Below are 17,593 nucleotides of genomic sequence, written 5' to 3' on the forward strand. Positions count from 1 at the left end.
GTTCCAGGCCTATAGCGAACTCACAGCGGCCATCGAGAACTACATATCGTTCTACAACCACGATCGTCTCCAGAAACGACTGAACGGCTTGAGCCCTGTCGAATACAGGTCTCAAGCCGCTTAGGCTGGTTTTCATTATTTACCCTGTCTACTTGACGGGGAGCAGTTCAATCGTCTTAGCGAAATGGTTCGTCTTTCTCGATATATGAATAGGGTTCAAGGCGATTATAAAATCGTGACCGTCCGGAAATAGTGGTCGAACAAGTCGATGGCGACATCGATGGCCCGCTCATCTGGGTTGAGCGTCGATTGATGCAACCCGGACCCCATGTCGTTCACACCGAGCCATACCATAAACCCGGGAACTTGTTTGAGCATGTACCCGAAATCTTCTCCCGTCATGGCCGGCACGCACGTCTTGTACGAATAGCCAATCTCCTCGACCGCCTCTTCGAACTGATACAAGTAACGCTCGTCGTTGACGACCTCGTGATACCGGTTGCCGAACTCGAGGTCGATGTGAACGTTATACGTCATCTCGACACCGGCGATGATTTGACGGATGCGTCGTTCGAGGACGACCATCTCTTTGTCCGACAGCGCCCGAATCGTCCCATCGAGTTTCGCTGTGTCGGCGATAATATTCTCTTTCGTACCGGCCACGACTTTACCGATGCTGACGACGGCACTGCCCATCGGGTCGATGTTGCGCGAGACGACCGTCTGTAATTGCATGATGAGCGCCGCTTGCACGATGACCGCGTCGATGCCGGCATGCGGGAACGCCCCGTGCCCGCCTTTTCCGTGAATCGTCATGTGAAGCTCACGTGCGCTCGCAAACAACACGCCTGGACGCGAAGCGACCATGCCGACCGGGTACTCCGGAGCGACGTGAAGTCCAAACATCGCATCAGGGCGGAAATGATAAAACAGCTCTGACATCGCCATCGGCTCGGCACCGCCCGGCCCTTCCTCGGCCGGTTGGAAGAAGATGACGAGGTTATGGTCGAGCGGTTCCTCGACCGAGCGTTTAATGAGACCGAGCGCGATCGCCATGTGCACGTCATGGCCACACGCATGCATCATCCCTTCATGGAGCGAGGCGAACTCGAGACCAGTCTCTTCCGTGATTGGCAGACCGTCCATATCGGCCCGATAACCGATCGTCTTGTCGCCAACGAGTCCGTCGACACGGACGAACAGCCCGGTGCGCCAATGCGAGATGTGCACCCGCGGCGACTCGAGCGAGCGAATCAACTGCTCGAGCGTCGCTTGCGTCTTGAACTCTTCATACCCTCGTTCTGGAATCAAATGTAACTGCCTTCTTGCTTCAATCGCCCAACTCATTCCACACTCTCCTTCGTCACTTCTTCAACAACTTCCCAAAACGCCCGCACTTGTGCCAATTCAAGCATCGACTCGGTCGACAGCATCCACGTGTCCCGCACGAGCGGTGTCCCGTTCGACGACGTGAGCGGGATCTTATGAATCGACTCGACATCCCGAATCGTCGACTCGGGCAAAATCGCAAAGCCAATCCCATGGAGCGCCATCTGTTTACACGTCTCGATTTGGTCGACGACGAGCGTCGTCATCGGCGGGCTCGAGAACCGTTCTTGCCACCATTCGAGTATCTCTTGATAATACGTCGAGTCGCTCTTGAACTGGATGAACGAACGCTCGTTATTCTTCAACTGTTTTAAATCCGTCATCTTCAAATCGACGAGGTGGAGCGAATCCGAGAACAAACGCATCTTCTCGCCTCGCCAATCCGGATTGCCACGGATGATGCCAATATGAAAATTTTCTTCTAACATATAGCGCATCATCTCGCTCGACCAACCGGTCACCAACTTGACACGGACCGATGGATAGCGCTCAACGAAACGCTTCAAGACGCGCGGCAACCAATACTGCCCCATAATCGAGGCGACGGCAATCTTTAACGTACCATACACCTCACCTTGCTTCGCCGTCAACTCTCCGCGAAGCTCTTGCTCTTCGCTATACATCTTTTTGGCAAAGTCGATAATCTTCTCACCGTCCGGGGTGAGGGCGAGTCCGCGGGTCGAGCGGACAAAAATTTTCTTTCCCCACTGATGCTCGATCGTGACGAGCCGTTGACTGAGCGCCGGTTGCGACACGAAAAGTCGTTCTGCGGCTTTACGCATATTCAATTCCTCGGCGAGGACGATTAACACTTCCACTTCTGATACTTGCATGACGTCACCTATTTCTCTATCGTTTCGAAACCTGTATACTGGATACGTTATTGCTTCACTGTATCATATCATGTTTAATCAATTTTTTGAGTTGTCAGGAGGAACAATGATGCAACGTCACCATTTTGCCTTTATCGTCGCCACGATTGCGACGCTCGGCAGTCTTTACTTTTCTGAAGTCATGCTTTACTTGCCGTGCAAGTTATGTTGGTTCCAACGCATATTTATGTATCCGCTCGCGATTTATTATATGACCGTCATGTTCACGAACCGTTCCGTCAACGGATTGTTCGTCGGCCTCATGGCGGGAACGGGATGGGCCATCGCCCTCTATCATGTCATCCTCGAGCGTATCCCGAACGGAGATGCGTTTTGCAGCAATGATTGCCTCATTCGCTGGGTCAACTATTTCGGATTCGTCACGATTCCGCTCATGAGCCTAATCGCCTTCACACTCATCTTGCTCATTCAGTTCGTCCCGTTTCGTAAGCGATAATTCAGGAAAAGAAGCGTTGGCCCTGTGGGGCCGACGCTTCTTTTCAATCACTGCCACCACTCGTCATAGAGCGAGGCCGGCATATGGTGCTTGTGACGTGCCCGCTTGAAAATCGTCTCGATCCGCTCTTTGATGGCCGCATCGACGTCTTTTCCTTCGAGATAGTCGTCGAGTTCATCATAGGTCATGCCGAGTGCGACTTCGTCCGGGAGACCCGGTTTGTCGTCTTCTAGGTCGGCTGTCGGCACTTTGTAAATCAAGCTCTCGTGTGCCTCGAGCTCGTGCAACAGCGCTTTGCCTTGCCGTTTGTTCAGCCCCGTGAGCGGTGTCAAATCACAGGCGCCGTCACCATGTTTCGTATAAAAGCCCGTCACGTACTCGGCCGCATGGTCGGTACCGACGACGAGCGCCCCGAACGTCGCCGCGATGTCGTATTGAACTTTCATCCGTTCGCGCGCTTTCGTGTTCCCTTTATGGAAATCACCGAGTTCAAATCCGGTCGCCTGTTGGAACGAGGCGACCGAGGCGTCGACGGCCGGTTTGATGTTGACCGTGAACACATTGTCCGGACGGATGAACTCGATGGCCCGTTGCGCATCGTCTTCGTCATGTTGCTCGCCATATGGGAGACGTACCGCATAGAACGTATAATCGCCGCCGTCCTGACGTAGTTCTTCCATCGCGAGCTGACAAAGTTTTCCGGCAAGCGTCGAATCTTGGCCTCCCGAGATGCCGAGCACGAGGCCTTTCGCTCCGGCCCGTCTGACGTAAGCCTTTAAAAAGTCGATTCGTCGGCGCACTTCCTCAGCCGGGTCGATGTTCGGTACTACGTGTGTGGATTCGATAATATGTTGTTGCATCAATGGTTTCCTCCCTCATCATCAGTTCGTTTGTCTCATTGTCTGACAATGAAACCTTATCGTCAACTTCTTTCATTCCCATATCAAAAAGACGGAAACCTCGGTTCCCGTCTCATGATTCGTTATTGGATGCGGAACGCTGTGACGTCTCCGCCAATCGGAAGCAATTCAAGGAATAGCGATTGACCTTCTGTCGGCTCTTCATCTAAAAGGGCGCCGAACACGAAATCTCCTGTCGAAGCTTGCGCCGCACCTTCTGCGTACACCATATGTCCGTCGGAAATGCTCCACTCGAACTCTTCGACGTCCGTAAACCCTGAGACCTCGATCAACGTGCCGTTACGTTTGATCGTCACGTCACGGAAATCACCATCCGTTTGCGGACCCTCGGTCGTTTCCGTGCCCGACTCTTCGGCCGCTTCTTCGGTCGCTTCTTCACTCGACTCCTCAGCAGGGGCTTCAGTCGCCTCGACCGTGAACCGCGTTTGGTCGGTCACCGCCATTTCCGGAGCGCCTTCGACTTGCCCGAGACCGACAAAGTCGGCCGTGTAGTCCCCTGCCGCTAGGTCGAGCGGGAACGTCTCGTCGAACACTTTCGTTTCGCCGGCTTCCCACGTCTCTTCAATGATCGATTCCGTGAACATGTACTCGCTACCGTAATCGAATACCGTCGTCTCCCCGTTCATGACCATCAATTGGAAACGTTGCGACGAGTTGAACGTCACGTTCACCGGCACGTCGTTCGGGTTCGTCATCGACACACGGACGACCAACTGCTTCGCGGCCGCATCGTAATTCGCATCCGTCTCAAGCGTCAACAAGGCAGGTGGTGTCGACGTGTTCCCGTCCACATCACTCGCATTCTCTTCTTCTTTCCCACACGCTGCCACGACGATGAGCAATGCCGCGACCGCGACGAGCAACCAAGTTTTCTTCACGTATCCCACTCTCCTCTGAAAAATAAAAAAACGTCTATAGCACTAGTGTATACGTTCGTGCAGACGTTTGTAATCTATTTCCTAATATTATTTACCTTTTTTATGAAACTTGAAGCGTTTCAGCGTATTGTTGTAAACCAGTCATGAACAACGAGTCAGCGACGTCGATGTCTGAACGAACTTGTGCAGAGATCGAGAACGTCTCACTATGGATTGACTCAAAGACGACGGTGATGATGCCATCGACCACTTCCTTATAGGCTACGAGTTCGGGTGTTTCTGCAAAAAGCATCATGAGTATGGCTCCTTTTTCGATATGAGATATACTCAGTGTAGCAACGTTTCAAAAAAAATAACGTCTTATCGTTCGACAGGTCGAACGACCTAGTCGACAACGTGTCGAATGTATGGAATGAATTGTTAGCCGTTTTCAATTAGAGACTTCTTTCCTATAGAAAAAGAGAGGAAGAACGCAATTCGTCCCCCTCCCTTTGCCTATTCTTGTAAAAAATGACGAAACTTTGTTGTCGAATGATTTATTTCGCACGATTCGAAATTTGTTGCCATACCGTCCCGAGTGCCGTCTCGCCGCTCGTGATCCGCTCTTTCGCCAAGCGCGCTTGGAGCGCCACTTCGAACTCGGCGTCGTCCTCAGCGATTCTCAACGCCGGTACGGCTTGTTCGTCACCACAATCGAACAAGAAGCGGGCCGCTCGCCAGCGGACGAGCTTGCTCTTATCTTTCAACGCTTCAATCATCGAAGGTTGCGATTGCGGGAGCGCCCAGTCGGACACGGTGTCCCCTGCTGTACGACGCACGATCGGCGATGAGTCGACGAGTGCCTGTTCGATATACGTGACGTACTCTTCCCGGTTCGTTTCAAACATCCCAATCATGACGACCGCTTGACGGCGAATCGCCATCACGTTATCCTCGAGCGCACGTCGGAAATAGACGATATTATCCGGGACAATCTCGAGTTCGTCTAGAAACGCCAATCGCTCTTTCCAGTTATCGGATTGCAAACGGTTCGCATTCGCCTCGTAGTCGGCCTCACGTCCGAACGCGCGCGCGACGATTCGCGTCACGCGGTCTTGCGGGTACGCCGCCTCGAGTTCCTCCAAGACGACGTCCGCCACGTCTCCCAATTCACCATAGCGCGGTGCCTGTTCGACCCAGCGCCGGTCTTGAATCACATTTTTCACTTGTGCCTGCACATCAATCGCCGCATCGACGAAACGTTTCGATAGGCCGACTCGCTTCTCTTCGTCCCCTTTGACGAGCTTGATTTGCATCGGCACGTCTAAAATGAACTGGATCGACACATGTACCGGCTCGTAATCCGCTGCCATCCGAGCGGCGGACACTTCTGGCACGTCTTCACCGAAGGCGCGACGAATCTCGTTCATGACGTCGTGCCAGTCATGCTTCGGATGCCGCTCGACTGCCAAAAAGTCCGAGACGGCATAGACCGACTTGACGCCGCGCAGGGCAACGATATCTGAAATGACGTCCGGGACGTCCGTGCTCGCCTTGTCATACGTGACGCCTCTACCTGTGAACGCTGGCTCGACGATAATTTTCAGATTGTTCGGGCTCGGCGTCGGTTCGATTGCTATCAGTTTCATTGTCATCACCTCACCCTCAATCGTGACGAAAACGACAAAAAAACGCAAGCGAGTCGCTTGCGTTTGTGAACGTTAGAATAGGGCGATGAACTGTTGGAGTGAATACGTTTCGCCTTCGGCAGTGAACGTATCGTCTTCGGCGATTGGCTCGAGGAAGAACGTTTTCTCGCCATCAGCTTTCACATAGCCAAAGATGTGACCCGTCTGATAGAACATCTCCACAATCGTCACTCGTCCGAACGTCATCCCGTCATTGATGACTGCCCGGTCCTCTAACTCGCCGCCGTTGTACAGTTCAATATACGTTTCCATGTTGTAGTCGCTCCCTTTGTGTTTGTTTTCACAATTCATTTCTATCAAACAAATGAAGGGAGTTCAAGTTAAGATTTTGCGTGACGCTTCCAAAAATCAATCCAATTGTAATACTCAGATAACACTTTTTGAATTTGAACAATCGACTTCTCATCATGCAATCCATCAGTACCAATCTTTTCTTTACAATGCGTAATGAAAATTTCATTTCCTGGTAAAACGTTTGCCTTATTTGTGGCAAATATTTGACGGAGGTGGATTTGGCAACGGGCCGTCCCGAGGATGCCCGGCGAGGCGCCGGCAATCATAACCGGTTTACCGCCGAGCGGTGAACCCGGTTCGAGCGAGAGCCAGTCGATCGCATTTTTCAGCACGCCAGGGATGCTATGGTTATATTCGGGCGTGACGACGAGAAACCCGTCCGCTTCACGCACTGCTCGTTTGAATGCGATGACCGCTTCCGGTTCATCCGGATCGATTAAGTCATCGTTATATAGCGGCAGTTCGATCGAGTGAATCGAAATGTCGAATCGACCGCGTGCAAGTTCGATAATCGAGTGCAAGAGCGCCGTGTTGTATGATGCTTTACGTAGGCTGCCCGATACTGCGACGAGTTTAAACGGTTCCATGGAATTCCTCCTTAAGCCAAGCGTTGATGAGTCGTGCCTCTTCTTCTGGTGCTTCCATCATCCCCATATGACTGACGGGAAGTTTGCGGCAAGTATGACGTTCGGCACCGAGGAACGCCCGCGCCTCATCCATGTTCGGGTCTTTCTCTCCATATAAGAATAGGCCCGGCAAGCCCGTATGGCGCACCGTATCGGTCTCATCGGCCCGGTCTCGGATGGCGAGTTGGGCCGAGATGATGCCTTCCTTCGACATCTTGTAGCCGATCTGTTTCGCTCGTTCGATAAGCGCTTCAGCGGAATCCTTTGCGAACACACTCGGAATCATCGTGTCGATAAACGGATCAACCCCTTCTTCAACGACGCGCTCGATTGCTTGATTGCGCTTTTCCCTTGCCTCGTCCGTATCCGAAGCGGCGGTCGAATGAATCAAACCGAAGCCCGACAATTCGTCCGGATACCGGCGCAGCAAGTTCGTCGTGATATAGCCACCGAACGAGTGGCCGAGCACGACCGGGCGCGCGATGTCTCGCAATCGAATTTCTTCGATCACCCAATCCGCAAACGCATCCATCGTCTCCGGTCCGCCAACTTGTCCGTTATGGCCAGGCAACGTCAACGCATTCACCTCCGCCTCAAGGAGCGGCTCGAGCGCATCAAAATAATCCGGCGATCCACATAACCCGTGCAACAATACGACGTTCATCCTCGTTCCCCCCTCATCACCCACTCGTCTCGTAACAACCGGTACATCGTCAAATCCATGAATCGTCCATGACTATACGCATAGTCATGGAGCAACCCTTCTTCGGTGAAGCCAAGTTTTTGAACCAATCGATTCGACCCGTCATTCTCCGGGGCGACGAGTGCCGAGATGCGATGAAACTTGAACTCGTTGAACCCGTGGTTGATGACGGCCGTCGCCGCCTCGTGCGCCACACCCTGGCGCCAATGACTCTTCGCGACTTCAAAGCCAATCTCGGCCCGGTAATATTGCGGGGTCCAATTATGGAAGCCAATCGTCCCGACCAGCTCGTCGGTCACACGGTCGCAAATGGCCCAACGGATCGCTTTGCCTTGCTGGAACTGGTCTTTGAAATAGGCGATGACGTTCTTTGCTTCATAGACGGCAAGGAGCGGGTCGGACCCGTAGTATCGCATGACGTCCTCGGTCGACAAAATCGTATAGAGCGCCCGGGCGTCACGAGGTTCAAGCTCTCTCAGCGTGAAGCGATTCGTAGCGAGCTCCGGAAAACTTTTCTTTAACCCCCACATAATGAACCCGCCTTTCTTTATCCTTTTTTCAATTATAGCTTGTTTTCCTCCAAAATCGTCAGTTCAACCCTCTCGAACATGGCGTACCGGAAATGGATTTGCTAAAATTAAGGAAAGCGACTTCGAACTGAGGGGATAAACATGTCAAAACAGTTATTCTACATGAAACAAGACCGGGAATTACAACGTTTCACACTGCACGGCGTAACGTTGAGCGATGTCGCCGAGGCGCTCTCGCTCGCTCGCCCGATGATTATCTGCCGAACGGACGTCAAAGCGATGCGCCAATCGACGCGGACCCGTTTCCGTTATATCGAGGCGCATGAACTCGCCACGTTTTCATCACGATATTTAAACAATCAGACGACGTTCACCGCCATCGACTTTCCGGACTATCATGTGCTCGAATCGTTATCGGACCACGAGATTGCCGAGATTCTGTTTTTAAGCCATATGGAACGAGGGTTGAAAACGCCGTTTCTTCACTCGATTCAAAATGAGATTGCTTTCTTCAACGAAGCGAACGATCGACATAGTAGCCTATACATAAGAGATTGGGCCTCGATCAATCGTTTTCTTCAAAGCGTGCTTCAGAGCAAACTCGACCGTGACATCCGAAACATCAGCTTCGTCCCGATCCCGCTCCAAGTCATCGATGAATTGCTCACCCTTGCCCCGCAAGGGTTGATTATCGACTTCGACCATACGAAACGGAGCTTGTTCAATCGCTATATCACCATTTCCTTCTACGTGGCGGGCCGTTACGAGGACATGTCGGTGTTAGAAGAAGACTTCGACGCGAAGAAAGAATCGATTGCGCTCAAAGGCCAATTGACGTATCGACGCCGCACATGGGAAATCGAGCGGTTTTAAGTTCATCGATGTACCGAACAGACAAGAGCCTTCATGTTTTAGGTTCTTTTTTGTTATTGCGGGCAGGCAAAATCTACTTGAAACCGCATCGGGCCGGCGCATAAATACTATTTTTAAATTTTGATAACAAATTGTCTAAATTTTTCGTTAAATTGACTCTTTTCTTTTTGGGACAGGGCGTTATACTAGGAATAACCTTCTCGAGGAAGCGAAGGCAATATAGAGAAAGCGAGGTGAAAATCTATTCATCACGCAGATGGATAGATACACGAAATGGAACAACTGAAAGTACAGGGAATTTCTTCGTTCACCAAGTTTGCGACGAATGGAAAAATGCTGAAATTAAAAGATGCCATTGCCGGCGAGCAACGAATTTCGCTCCAAGAAGCGACCGATATTCAAGTCTCGATGCTCGACGAGGACCATTCGCGCTTCACTATATTCGGTCAGACGAACCCGCTCGTGGAACTGACCTTGCCTCACCACTCTTGTGACGTGCTTCATGCCTGGTTACTGCACAAGCTGAAACGACAAAAAATCAAATTGGCCTCGAACGCCTGACGAAAAGCCGTCCCCTTTGAAAGGGACGGCTTTTCTCATGCGCCTCACGTGAAGAGCGAGACGAACCAGCTGATTAGAATCCCGACGAGCGCGAAGTCGGAGTCGCCGAACGTCGTACTCTCGAACCCGAGATTTCCGAGGAGCGGAAACAATAGTGCTGGCAAAAAAGAAATCAATCAAACATCCTTCCAAAGATGTCGAGCGCGGCGATGATGACACCAGCCCCGGCTCCGATGATGACGAATCCCATGATCGTCTTCAACGTCTTCGATTGTCCGTTTTGAATACGGCAACATCATTGTGAGCAATGGTAACGTCACGTCGTTCTCATGCATGAGAACTTGGATAATCCGTTTGCTTTTTTCATTTAGTAACATAGTAGAGGCCTCCTACACCTTCAGTATACGAGAGAAATCAGCCCTTTATGTAAGCGTTTACGACAGGATTTCCGGGCCGACCCTTCAAAAATTCTGTCTGACCGCTAGCGGACAGAAAAAGGCGAGGGATTCCCCTCGCCTCATCGATTCATTCCGCCGCCGGTGCTTGTTCGTTTCGTCGGTAAATCGTCACACCACCATGTTTCGCTTCCCCAACGACGTGAAACAACCACCCTTTCTCGACCAATAAGGAACGCACCGTCAAAAAGTCCTCTTTCGGGACGGTCACTTCCCCGATTTCACCGTCAAGCAGACGTTGCATCTGTGTTTCCCACTCGTTCATCTCACGCTCCCCTTTCCACTTCGGCATTGGCCCAAGCGAATAATCGTTGCCCGGTCGTGACGACGTCCCCGGGTACATATACGTCTTCCGGCACGCGAGACACAGCAGTCAAATCCAACCGGCTTGCCAAGACGATCTCGTCATCAAGCATTTCTTTCAAGTATTGAAGCGCAAACCCTAGAACGTCTTCGTCCGTCGTTTTCCGACTCATCGCGAGCGCTTTTTCGTATGCCGCATCCGACTCGTTCGCTCTCAACAGCACACGTCCCCCTTGAAGCAAAGCGAAAGGCGGCAATGCGTCGACATGGAACACTTCATACGCCTTATACGCGGTCTCGTCGCATGACAACAGCGGGATGAACGCGTTAGCCGCCGTCCATTTTTTCAACTGGAACAACGTCCGCATCGGGGTGAACGAACGGGCCCTGGTCTGGTCTTTCTCCACTAAAATCGTCGGGACGGCTGCCTGATCGGCTGTCAGTTGATCCATGAACAACCAACTCTCGACTTCTGTCACAAGTATCAATTCTGTTTCCTCCTCAACCACCACTCGGAGACGACGATGACGACGATTGCCACGAACCAGCCTCCGAGGACGTCACTAAAGTAATGAACGTTTAATACGACTCGGCTAAATGAGACGAAGACGACGAGCGTCATCGCCAACAAGACGAGTACGGACGAACGATTCGCCCGATAGAGCGAATAGGCAATCAACCCGTAGAGGGCGAGCGACCCTGAAGCGTGTCCGCTTGGGAAGCTATACGTCGTCGCATCGAGAGCGGCGTCGATGAGCGGACGTTCGATGCCATAGACGAGCTTTAGCAATTGCGTCAATAGGAGCGTGCCGATGACGACGATCGGCAAGCGGAATGCCTCGCCTCGATTGCCGCGCCATAGCCAGAACAACATCCCGACGAACGAGAGCCCGATCAAGACGCGCACGCTTCCGAGCTCCGTAATATAGGCGAACGTCGGCCCGGCGAGCGGCGCAAGCCGTTCATAGACGAACGTATCGATTGGTGCGGCCGCCCCTAGAACGACAATCACCGAGACGAGGGCATAGCCCAGCGTCCCGGCGAAGAGGAGCAGTTTAGCTCGACGATCCATCAATATAATCCTTTTCGTTCGCGCATCTCGTCTTCTCCGAAATCGGTCATGTCACGCAAGCGGTGCGCGAGTCGACCAGAGGCGTTCGCGGCAATCGCGCCGACGAGGTCGTCCATGAACGTATGGACTTGACCATCCTCCATCTTCGTGTCGAGCTGCTTGATGATTCCGATTTTCGCTTTATCTAAGTAACCGAACGTCGTGACCGCAATCGAACCGTACGTGTTGACGGCCCCGATCGCGATTGTCTCGTCGACCCCGAACAAACCTTCGTCCGATGCGACGATGGACAAGAGCGGCTCCGACAACTGACCGCGCTCGGCCAAGATGTCGAGTTCAGATCCGACGAGGATGGCATGCTGCAGTTCGCGTTTATCGAGCACGGCCTCGACCGAGTCCATGCAATCTTTTAACGTCAAGTGTGGCGAATAAGGCGCCTGCATCTGATAGACGATTTCACCGATTGATTCAATCGATACGCCTCGTTCAATCAAACGGGCCCGTGCGGCCTCGCGGACGTCTCGTGAGTGCGGTACATTTTTCATAATTAGGCGGGCGCTCGTCCCGCTCCACATCCTTTCCTCTCGAGGACATGATACGTCCTCATCGTACTTCCATTCCATTATACTGAAAAATCGAAAAAAAGACTAAGCCCGCTTTGACTTCCCTCCATAAATCGTTCATCATAAATGGGAAGACCACTATTAAAGGGGGAACTGGAATGAAGATTGGGGTAGTCTTATTTCCATCAAAACAAGTTCAAGATTTCGCCAACTCGTATCGGAAGCGTTACGATACAAAGTACGCGCTCATCTCACCACACGTGACGGTTAAAGAGCGTACGGAAGTAGACGAAGCCGACTTGCCGAGAGTGCTCGAATATTTGCAGCAAGTCGCCGACGAGACGAAGCCGATCCAATTGAAGATTGATGGTGTCCGCTCGTTCGCACCGACGAATAACGTCCTCTACTTAAAAGTGTTACCGACACGCGAATTGGCGACGCTCCAACAAAAATTACATGAAGGCGTCCTCAATCAGCCGCCGAAATACGAGTTCCTGCCGCATATCACAATCGGTCAAGACTTGGCCGATGCCGAGCTGTTCGATGTGCTCGAACGTATGCGGATGGAACAAGTCCATTTCGAAGAGACGATCACACGGATGGCCGTCATGTATGAGCTTGAAAACGAAACGTGGAACGTCTATGAGACGTTCCGGTTCCGCGGATAATATTAGACGCTCCGGTCGATAAGACGACCGGGGCTTTTCTGTTGTTCGGCTTCTAACCATTCTTCTTGCCGAGGCCGAATCCGCTGTACCCGCTTGATGCGCGTCACCGGTTCGATGCTTGCCCGTTCAGTTGGTTGGACTTGGCGATTCCCGTATTGGACGACTGTGAAATCAACCTGATAAGGACCCATGACTTCCCCTCCCTCACAGGTCCTTACCCGAAACCGTTCCACGATAATACAAAAAAGGGCGCATTGCCGCACCCTTTCCCAAACTTATAAAATATGGTAGCCGCTATCGACGTGGATGACTTCTCCCGTCACGCCGCTGCCCATGCTAGACAAGAGGAACAATGCGGTCGATGCCACTTCTTCTGCCGAGACGTTGCGACGAAGTGGTGCCTTCTGCTCAAGTTCAGACAAGATGCTGTTGAAGTCACCGACGCCTTTTGCCGAAAGCGTGCGAATCGGACCAGCTGAAATGGCGTTGACGCGGACGCCTTGAGGGCCGTATTCGTTCGCCAAGTATGTGACGCTCGAGTCGAGCGCGGCTTTCGCGACGCCCATCAAGTTGTAGTTCGGCACGACGCGTTCTCCACCGAGATACGTAAGCGTGATGACCGCGGCGTCAGCGGCGAAATATGGTTTCGCTGCTTTGACGACAGCCGTCAAGCTGTAAGCCGAGATATCGAGCGCTTGGGCGAACTGCCTGCGCGTCATCTCAGAGAATTCACCCCGGAGCGCCTCTTTGTCCGCGAACGCGATCGAGTGCGCGATTCCTTGAATCTCGCCCGCTTGTTCATGGATCGTTTTGAACGTCGTGTCAATCGCTTCGTCATTCGTCACATCACACTCGAGCAGGAGCGCGTCTCCTTTAAGTTCAGCTGCGAGTGACTCGAGTCCCGACTTGAACCGTTCCGCGGCATACGTGAGCACGAGCTTCGCTCCGGCTTCGTCTAGCGTTTTGGCAATCGCCCAGGCGATTGAACGTTTATTGGCGATCCCCATGACGACGTATGTCTTGTTCGTTAACGTTGGATAGATTGACATTGTAAACTCCCCTTTTTTAGTACCTGGTGATAATATCTGTTATAAGATTACAGAACGGTGTCTGTTTTGTCAACCGACTCAGAACGTATTGCGATTTTTTTTAGTTAATGTAAGATAAATACGTATAGAAAGGGTGACACGACTCCACATGAACCGCATTCAATCTTATTTTAAAAGTTTGGACACGACGCTGTTGACCATCGTCTTCTTTTTGATGGTGATTAGCCTCGGAGCCATCTACACGGCCCAGCCGATGCTCCCTGTCCGCCTGCAAGGCATCAACTTTGCCGTCCAACAAGCCACTTGGTATGTCATCGGGTTCGTGGCGATGCTTGTCGTCATGACGATCGAATATGAACAGCTTCGAAAGATTCATTGGTTTTTATATGCGTTCGGTCTGATTTTACTCGGTGGGCTCATCCCGCTCCGCGACACGACGCTCGTCCCGAACATCAACGGGGCGTATGGCTGGTATAACTTGCCGGGATTCAGCTTCCAACCGGCAGAGTTCATGAAGTTGTTCTTGTTGATCACGATGTCGACCATCATCTATGACCATAACAAACGATTCGGCACATCGCAGCTCGACACGTGGCTGTTGACGAAACTCGTGCTCGTGACATTGCCGCCGCTCGGGCTCATCGTTACACAGCCTGACCTCGGGATTGGACTCGTCTTGATCACGATGCTCGGTGCGGTCATCATCGTCTCCGGGATCGGTTGGAAGTGGCTCCTCGGCCTGTTCACAGCGGCCGGAATCGCCATCGGCGGATTCATGTATCTGTTCTTCTTCCAGTTCGAGACGCTCTCGAAGATTTTCCCTGGTCACGCGCTCAACCGTTTTCAGGCCTGGATTTATCCGTACGAGTATTCGGACGATTTGGCGTTCCAGCTCATCAAATCGCTCCAAGCGATTGGCTCGGGACAAATGTTTGGGGCCGGTTACGGCCAAGGGCTCGTCTATTTGCCCGAATCCCAAACCGATTTTATCTTTGCCGTCATCGCCGAGCACTACGGCTTTATCGGTGCCGCGATCGTCATCATCGTCTTCTTCTTGTTCTTGTATCGCATGATCCATATCGCCCTCGAGTCGAGCAGCCCGTTCGGCAGCTATATCGTTACCGGCATCGTCGCCATGTTCACGTTCCAAGTGTTCCAAAACATCGGCATGACGATTGGGGTACTTCCAATCACCGGTTTGCCACTCCCGTTCATCAGTTACGGCGGGACGTCGTTACTCATGAACATGATTGCCGTCGGCCTCGTCATGAACGTTGCCTCGAAATCAAAAACGTATATGTTTGACGACGATTGACCAACAGCCCCGGACGCTCATTGCGCCGGGGCTGTTTTTATATGAGGAGCTGTCGAAAGTCCTCTGGTATCGGAGCTGTCACGGTCAGCAGTTCGTCCGTCAGCGGATGATGGAACGTGGCATCGAGGCTGTGGAGCGCATGCCGCGGAAGTCGCGTGTTGCCCCCGTACATCGTGTCCCCGATTAACGGATACCCGAGGTGCCGCAGATGCACTCGGATTTGATGTGTTCGTCCAGTCTCAAGCTGAATCGTCAAGGCGGATACGTCCCCGTGCGAGACGGTCTGTCGAACGTGGGTCACCGCACGCTGCCCGTCCGGTGTGACGACCCGTTCCATGATGGAATGTTCGGCTCGACCGATCGGAGCGTCAATCGTCTGCGGCTCGATTTCCCCTTCGATGAGCGCCGTGTACGTCCGGGTCAAACCGCCTTGTTTTTGCAACTCGCTAAAACGGTGGTGAACGTACGCGTACTTCGCGAACAAGACGACACCGCTCGTGTCCCGGTCGAGTCGATTGATGATGTGAATCGCCGAATCGAGCTGAATCGCTTGATAATAGCCGAGCACGGCGTTCGCGAGCGTATCGATTGGATGAAGCCGTGACGGGATCGTCGCGATTCCTGCCGGTTTATCGACGGCTAGCATCCATTCATCCTCATATAAGACTGTAAGCGGACGGCTTGAACGCACCATCGTCTCGGACGGCTGTTCGGAAGGGAAATGAACCGTCACTTCGTCACCGACCGATACCGTGTAGCGGACGGTCTTTGGCTCTCCGTTCACGAGGATGAGCCCCGCTTGCTTCACTTGGGCCAGCATCTTCCGCGAGATGCCGCAATCTATCATTAAAAAATCGCGAAGCAAGGCACTTGTCCCTACGACGCGACGCAACGTCAATCCATACATCGGTTACTTTCCTTCCTCGATAAACGATTCACGCACCCGCCGCCAAAACGGGAACGGCCGGAAGCGCGCGAACGTCACTTTTTCTTTCGCGACCGCACAGCGGAGCGAGCGCACGTTTGACCATGACCCTGCCTCTTGATGGTCAAACGCGAGCTCGAATTCCGTCTTCGTATGCGGCGCGATCTTCACTTGGTGGTGTTTCGGCAACAACAGCGGCGAGCCGATCGTGCGATAGACGAGATTGTTGATCGACGCCATCTCGGTCACTTGAATCGCCTCGATTGACGGGTGAACGATCGCCCCGCCGAGCGCCTTGTTATAGGCCGTCGAGCCGGAAGGCGTCGAGATACAGAGCCCATCCCCGCGGAACGTCTCGAAATAATCGTCGCGAATCGACAAGTCACAGACGAGCGTCCGCTTATAGTTTTTAATCGTACATTCGTTCATGGCAAGATGGCGCTCTGTCGTTCCGTCCTCATAATCAATGAGCACCTCGACGAGCGGATACGATACCGGTTCGAACGCTTCGCTCGTAATCATATCCGTCAACTCGTCAAGTTCATCCGGTTGCCAGTCCGCATAAAAACCGAGATGTCCCGTATGAATCCCGACAAGGAGCACGTCATCGAGCCGGTCGCTGTATTCATGGAACGCTTGGAGCATCGTCCCGTCCCCCCCGACGGAGACGACGATACGCGGCGCGATTGATTCCGTATGGCCGGCTGTCGTCAATTTATCCGTCAACTCACGTGCGATTTCTGCGGATCGCGCGTCTCCCCTTGATACAATCGCAAACTGCATGGTCTATGCCCCCTAGTCTTGGTCCGTCTGGACGTTCATTTCTTTGTCGCGGAACACTTGCTGCGCGTCTTGAATCTCGACGCGGAGCTGACTCATCTCGGCATCGAGCAAGAAGGCCGCCTCGGCCGCTCGGCGCAGCCGTTCTTGCACTTCTTTAGGCATGTCCCCGTCATACTTATAGTTAAGTGAATGTTCAATCGTCGCCCAGAAGTTCATCGCGAGCGTCCGCACTTGGACTTCGACGAGCGTCGGGAATTCACCGTGAATCGTCTGGACCGGGTACTCGATGATGATATGGTAAGACCGGTAGCCCGACTCTTTTTGATGTGTGATGTAGTTTCGTTCCTCGACGATTTTGAAATCTGTCCGATGATGGAGCAACTCGAGGACATGAACGATGTCATCGACGAATTGGCACATAATCCGTAGACCCGCGATATCTTGCATCTCGGTCGCCAAGTTTTCGTAAGAAATTTGCTTTCGCTTCGCCTTCTCGAGGATACTTCCCATCGGTTTGACCCGTCCCGTCACGAACTCAATCGGGGAATGGTCATTTTGGGCGTTGAACTGCTTCCGAATCGCTTTAAACTTCACTTTCAGCTCTTCGACTGCGATTTGGTAAGGCACTAAAAATTGATCCCAATCCATCGGTTGCATAGGCTGTCACCA

At 52.5% G+C, this 17,593-nt stretch carries 25 protein-coding genes; 6 read left to right on the forward strand and 19 right to left on the reverse strand.

Annotated elements, in window-relative coordinates; genetic code table 11:
• Window positions 1-124: IS3 family transposase (locus KNP76_RS02745; protein WP_214842737.1), on the forward strand; the 124-nt coding region annotated here is incomplete at its 5' end.
• Between the two features lie 101 nt (window positions 125-225).
• Here KNP76_RS02745 and KNP76_RS02750 read toward each other — a convergent pair.
• Together KNP76_RS02750 and KNP76_RS02755 are read right to left on the reverse strand one after the other, a co-directional pair.
• A complete protein-coding gene (locus KNP76_RS02750; protein WP_034818014.1) occupies window positions 226-1,347 on the reverse strand; it encodes an N-acetyldiaminopimelate deacetylase in 1,122 nt (373 codons plus the stop codon).
• A complete protein-coding gene (locus KNP76_RS02755; protein ID WP_211779699.1) occupies window positions 1,344-2,222 on the reverse strand; it encodes a transcriptional regulator CcpC in 879 nt (292 codons plus the stop codon). The genes KNP76_RS02750 and KNP76_RS02755 overlap by 4 nt, the downstream gene beginning before the upstream one ends.
• Window positions 2,223-2,331: 109 nt before the next feature.
• Between KNP76_RS02755 and KNP76_RS02760 the strand changes: the two genes are divergently transcribed.
• Window positions 2,332-2,718, forward strand: a complete 387-nt coding sequence (locus KNP76_RS02760) for a disulfide bond formation protein B (RefSeq protein WP_034807623.1) — start codon at window positions 2,332-2,334, stop codon at window positions 2,716-2,718.
• A gap of 47 nt (window positions 2,719-2,765) precedes the next feature.
• Here the strand turns inward: KNP76_RS02760 and nadE are convergent, their stop codons facing one another.
• The 8 genes from nadE to KNP76_RS02800 form a co-directional block, all read right to left on the reverse strand.
• Complete coding sequence (gene nadE / locus KNP76_RS02765) at window positions 2,766-3,578, reverse strand: ammonia-dependent NAD(+) synthetase (RefSeq protein WP_034807626.1); 813 nt, start codon at window positions 3,576-3,578, stop codon at window positions 2,766-2,768.
• Between the two features lie 122 nt (window positions 3,579-3,700).
• Window positions 3,701-4,516: a BsuPI-related putative proteinase inhibitor gene (locus KNP76_RS02770; protein ID WP_034807629.1), complete on the reverse strand. Its 816-nt coding sequence runs from the start codon at window positions 4,514-4,516 to the stop codon at window positions 3,701-3,703.
• 100 nt (window positions 4,517-4,616) lie between these two features.
• The gene (locus KNP76_RS02775; protein WP_214842552.1) at window positions 4,617-4,811 is read right to left on the reverse strand and encodes a hypothetical protein; all 195 of its coding nucleotides are present in this window, start codon (window positions 4,809-4,811) and stop codon (window positions 4,617-4,619) included.
• Between the two features lie 241 nt (window positions 4,812-5,052).
• Window positions 5,053-6,144, reverse strand: coding sequence for a virulence factor (locus tag KNP76_RS02780; RefSeq protein WP_034807637.1), 1,092 nt, complete (start codon window positions 6,142-6,144; stop codon window positions 5,053-5,055).
• 72 nt (window positions 6,145-6,216) lie between these two features.
• The gene (locus KNP76_RS02785; protein ID WP_034809525.1) at window positions 6,217-6,456 is read right to left on the reverse strand and encodes a hypothetical protein; all 240 of its coding nucleotides are present in this window, start codon (window positions 6,454-6,456) and stop codon (window positions 6,217-6,219) included.
• A gap of 68 nt (window positions 6,457-6,524) precedes the next feature.
• Complete coding sequence (locus KNP76_RS02790) at window positions 6,525-7,085, reverse strand: NADPH-dependent FMN reductase (RefSeq protein ID WP_034809528.1); 561 nt, start codon at window positions 7,083-7,085, stop codon at window positions 6,525-6,527.
• Complete coding sequence (locus KNP76_RS02795) at window positions 7,072-7,788, reverse strand: alpha/beta fold hydrolase (protein WP_214842554.1); 717 nt, start codon at window positions 7,786-7,788, stop codon at window positions 7,072-7,074. The genes KNP76_RS02790 and KNP76_RS02795 overlap by 14 nt, the downstream gene beginning before the upstream one ends.
• Window positions 7,785-8,357, reverse strand: a complete 573-nt coding sequence (locus KNP76_RS02800; RefSeq protein ID WP_034809529.1) for a GNAT family N-acetyltransferase — start codon at window positions 8,355-8,357, stop codon at window positions 7,785-7,787. Before KNP76_RS02800 ends, KNP76_RS02795 begins: the two co-directional genes overlap by 4 nt.
• A gap of 141 nt (window positions 8,358-8,498) precedes the next feature.
• Between KNP76_RS02800 and KNP76_RS02805 the strand changes: the two genes are divergently transcribed.
• Window positions 8,499-9,230 carry a hypothetical protein gene (locus tag KNP76_RS02805; protein ID WP_214842556.1) on the forward strand — a complete coding sequence of 244 codons (732 nt, stop codon included), beginning with the start codon at window positions 8,499-8,501 and terminating at the stop codon, window positions 9,228-9,230.
• Between the two features lie 333 nt (window positions 9,231-9,563).
• Complete coding sequence (locus KNP76_RS02810; protein ID WP_245175556.1) at window positions 9,564-9,791, forward strand: FHA domain-containing protein; 228 nt, start codon at window positions 9,564-9,566, stop codon at window positions 9,789-9,791.
• A 525-nt stretch (window positions 9,792-10,316) separates the two neighbouring features.
• Here the strand turns inward: KNP76_RS02810 and KNP76_RS02820 are convergent.
• From KNP76_RS02820 to KNP76_RS02835, 4 genes are read right to left on the reverse strand one after another with little or no spacing between them, the layout of a single operon-like run.
• Window positions 10,317-10,511, reverse strand: coding sequence for a hypothetical protein (locus tag KNP76_RS02820; RefSeq protein ID WP_034818007.1), 195 nt, complete (start codon window positions 10,509-10,511; stop codon window positions 10,317-10,319).
• Window position 10,512: 1 nt separating this feature from the next.
• Window positions 10,513-11,037: a hypothetical protein gene (locus KNP76_RS02825; RefSeq protein WP_034809567.1), complete on the reverse strand. Its 525-nt coding sequence runs from the start codon at window positions 11,035-11,037 to the stop codon at window positions 10,513-10,515.
• On the reverse strand, window positions 11,034-11,621 hold the full coding sequence (locus KNP76_RS02830; protein ID WP_034809568.1) for a phosphatase PAP2 family protein: 588 nt from the start codon (window positions 11,619-11,621) through the stop codon (window positions 11,034-11,036). The genes KNP76_RS02825 and KNP76_RS02830 overlap by 4 nt, the downstream gene beginning before the upstream one ends.
• Window positions 11,621-12,166, reverse strand: coding sequence for a phosphatidylglycerophosphatase A family protein (locus KNP76_RS02835; protein ID WP_034818033.1), 546 nt, complete (start codon window positions 12,164-12,166; stop codon window positions 11,621-11,623). The genes KNP76_RS02830 and KNP76_RS02835 overlap by 1 nt, the downstream gene beginning before the upstream one ends.
• A 176-nt stretch (window positions 12,167-12,342) precedes the next feature.
• Between KNP76_RS02835 and KNP76_RS02840 the strand changes: the two genes are divergently transcribed.
• Complete coding sequence (locus KNP76_RS02840) at window positions 12,343-12,852, forward strand: YjcG family protein (RefSeq protein WP_034818006.1); 510 nt, start codon at window positions 12,343-12,345, stop codon at window positions 12,850-12,852.
• 2 nt (window positions 12,853-12,854) lie between these two features.
• Here the strand turns inward: KNP76_RS02840 and KNP76_RS02845 are convergent, their stop codons facing one another.
• Both KNP76_RS02845 and fabI read right to left on the reverse strand, forming a co-directional pair.
• The gene (locus KNP76_RS02845; RefSeq protein WP_211779706.1) at window positions 12,855-13,043 is read right to left on the reverse strand and encodes a hypothetical protein; all 189 of its coding nucleotides are present in this window, start codon (window positions 13,041-13,043) and stop codon (window positions 12,855-12,857) included.
• An 84-nt stretch (window positions 13,044-13,127) separates the two neighbouring features.
• A complete protein-coding gene (gene fabI, locus KNP76_RS02850; RefSeq protein ID WP_214842558.1) occupies window positions 13,128-13,901 on the reverse strand; it encodes an enoyl-ACP reductase FabI in 774 nt (257 codons plus the stop codon).
• 148 nt (window positions 13,902-14,049) lie between these two features.
• Between fabI and KNP76_RS02855 the strand changes: the two genes are divergently transcribed.
• A complete protein-coding gene (locus KNP76_RS02855) occupies window positions 14,050-15,216 on the forward strand; it encodes an FtsW/RodA/SpoVE family cell cycle protein (protein WP_214709564.1) in 1,167 nt (388 codons plus the stop codon).
• Between the two features lie 37 nt (window positions 15,217-15,253).
• Here KNP76_RS02855 and KNP76_RS02860 read toward each other — a convergent pair whose 3' ends face one another.
• The 3 genes from KNP76_RS02860 to yjbM are packed head-to-tail and all read right to left on the reverse strand — an operon-like array spanning window position 15,254 to window position 17,581.
• Window positions 15,254-16,123: an RluA family pseudouridine synthase gene (locus tag KNP76_RS02860; protein ID WP_214842560.1), complete on the reverse strand. Its 870-nt coding sequence runs from the start codon at window positions 16,121-16,123 to the stop codon at window positions 15,254-15,256.
• 3 nt (window positions 16,124-16,126) lie between these two features.
• Window positions 16,127-16,924: an NAD kinase gene (locus KNP76_RS02865; protein WP_034809580.1), complete on the reverse strand. Its 798-nt coding sequence runs from the start codon at window positions 16,922-16,924 to the stop codon at window positions 16,127-16,129.
• A gap of 12 nt (window positions 16,925-16,936) precedes the next feature.
• Window positions 16,937-17,581, reverse strand: a complete 645-nt coding sequence (gene yjbM / locus KNP76_RS02870) for a GTP diphosphokinase (RefSeq protein ID WP_034809583.1) — start codon at window positions 17,579-17,581, stop codon at window positions 16,937-16,939.
• Between the last annotated feature and the right edge of the window lie 12 nt (window positions 17,582-17,593).

Origin of the sequence: Exiguobacterium sp. s150 (assembly GCF_018618435.1) — a bacterium.
Lineage (GTDB): Bacteria > Bacillota > Bacilli > Exiguobacteriales > Exiguobacteriaceae > Exiguobacterium > Exiguobacterium alkaliphilum.